The organism is Microbacterium umsixpiens (assembly GCF_053543675.1).
Genome location: NZ_JBLVOH010000133.1, coordinates 4,059 through 6,231, shown reverse-complemented (window position 1 = coordinate 6,231; position 2,173 = coordinate 4,059). Strand labels below are relative to the sequence as shown.

Annotated in this window: 3 protein-coding genes; 1 reads left to right on the top strand and 2 read right to left on the bottom strand. The window is 71.3% G+C overall.

The features are described 5' to 3' along the window. Positions 1–163 precede the first annotated feature (163 nt). Both ACNPM4_RS13275 and ACNPM4_RS13270 read right to left on the bottom strand, forming a co-directional pair. Entirely contained in the window at positions 164–883 is a 720-nt protein-coding gene (locus ACNPM4_RS13275; RefSeq protein WP_029260904.1) for a class I SAM-dependent methyltransferase, read from the bottom strand. Continuing rightward, the gene (locus ACNPM4_RS13270; protein WP_448985985.1) at positions 880–1,443 is read right to left on the bottom strand and encodes a DUF402 domain-containing protein; all 564 of its coding nucleotides are present in this window, start codon (positions 1,441–1,443) and stop codon (positions 880–882) included. The genes ACNPM4_RS13275 and ACNPM4_RS13270 overlap by 4 nt, the downstream gene beginning before the upstream one ends. Positions 1,444–1,499: 56 nt before the next feature. Here ACNPM4_RS13270 and ACNPM4_RS13265 point away from each other — a divergent pair. Further along, positions 1,500–2,173 (top strand): chorismate-binding protein (locus tag ACNPM4_RS13265; protein ID WP_448985984.1); only part of this gene is annotated, 674 nt, incomplete at its 3' end.

Below are 2,173 nucleotides of genomic sequence, written 5' to 3'. Positions count from 1 at the left end.
AGGCCGTCTTCGATCGCGCGCGCGACCTTGCGTGCGGCAGGGCCGATGAACACGCGGTCGCTGAACCCCAGACGGCTGGCCAGCCGCGAACCCGGGGCGATGGGGCTCGAAGTCACGGTCCCAGCCTACCTGCGCCGGGATGCCGCAGTTGCGTGCACGGCGCTCACGCGGGCTTGCGCGCTCGGTGCAGGGCGACGATGCCGAACGTGAGGTTGCGGTAGGCCACGTCGCCCCAACCCGCCTCGCGGATCCAGGCCGACAGCTTCTTCTGGTCGGGCCACTCGCGGATCGACTCGTTCAGGTAGTCGTACGCGTCGCCGTTCGTGCCTGCCACCCGGGCGACACGGGGCAGCACCTGCGCGTTGTAGAACCGGTATGCGCCGCGGAACAGCTTCCCCGGAGGCGTGGAGAACTCGTTGATCACGAGCCGGCCGCCGGGCTTGGTCACCCGATACAGCTCGCGCAGCGCCTTCTTCGGATCGTTGACGTTGCGCAGCGCGTACGACATCGTGACCGCGTCGAACTCGGCATCCGCGAACGGCAGCGCCGTGGCGTCCGCCTGCACGAACGAGAGGTTGCGCATCGCACCGTGGCGACGTTCACCCTCGGCCAGCATCCCGGGCGAGAAGTCGGCCGCGACGACGTCAGCACCGCTGCGGGCGAGCGACGCCGACGACGAGGCGGTACCTGCACCGAGGTCGAGGATCCGCTCCCCCGGCTTCGGGGCGACCGCACGGGTGGTCGCTGCGCGCCACAGCACGTCGTTGCCGAAGGTCATGGCCGTGTTGGTGCGGTCGTACCCGGCGGCGACCTGGTCGAACATGCCGCTGACGCGGGCGGGGTCCTTGCCGAGATCGGCGCGGTTCTTCTCGTTCGAAGTCACGCGTTCAGTCTAGGCGCGAGGCCCAGGGCTTCGAGGCGGTCGAGCCACGGATCGGCGGTGGCATCGTCGAACGGTGCGACCTGCGCGCGCACCCGATCCTCCAAGGCGAGCGCGAGCGTCTCGAGATGCTCCATGACGTCGACGGGATAGCCGTAGCGGACGCTGTGCTCGGCCCACTCGTCGCGGTCGTCGACCCAGGTGCCCCGGGCCCCGGCCACGCGCACGACATCGAGGTCCATGTCGATGCCGGTCGCGAGGAGCGGGTCGTCGGACCAGTGGATGTCCCACCCCAGGTCGATGTAGATCCGCATGCCGCGGCGGTGGCGACGGTTCACCGTCACGGCGTGGTCGCCGCTCGCCGGAACGAGCGTGACGTTGGGTCCGCCCGCATGGAACTCGGCCCCGGGCCGGAAGCTGTGCCAACCCACCGGCTGCCCGATCCAGTCGCCCCACTCGTCGGCGCCGAGATACACGCACTCGTGCCGCCAGTGCGGCGACCCGTCCCACTTGCGCCACTGGAAGACCATCTCGGTGCCGGGTACGGGGCGTGCAGCGCTCATCCGTTCACCCTACGTCGGCGCAGATCCGTGCCGTGAGAGCGGCATAGGCTGGATGCGTGCACACCACCCACCTGGTCGTGGAGACCCGAGAGATCGCCCCGGTCGAAGACCTCCTCGCCTACGCGGATCCCGCCCACCCGCTCGCCTGGCTGCGGCGCGGAGACGGCATCGTCGCGGTCGGAGAACCGCTCGCCGAGGTCCGTCAGCCGTCGGCGGCCGGACTGTCGCGCACCGCGGCGCTCGCGAACGCCTGGCGAGGCATGGTGGCACAGGCCGAGATCTCCGACCCCGTGGACCTGCCCGGCAGCGGGCTGGTGGCTTTCGGCGCGTTCGCCTTCGACGAGGAGTCGGCGGCCGACAGCGTGCTCGTCGTGCCGAGTCAGGTGCTCGGGCGCCACGGCGATCGCTTCTGGGAGACCCGCATCCGCCTCGCCGCATCGCCCGTCTCCGAGGAGCCGTTCGCGACCCAGCCGTACGGTCCGCACTGGGCCGGCACCGTCGGACCGGGCGCCCAGAGCCCGCAGGGCTACCAGGACTCGGTGCGCCGCGCGCTCACCCGCATCGCCGACGGCGAGCTGAGCAAGGTCGTGCTCGCGCGCGACCTCACCGGCAGCGTCCCGGCCGGGTCGGACCTGCGCCGTCTCGTGCGTGCCCTGTCGACCGGCTACCCCGACACCTGGGCCTTCGCCGTGGACGGTCTGATCGGCGCGAGCCCGGAGACCCTCGTCAC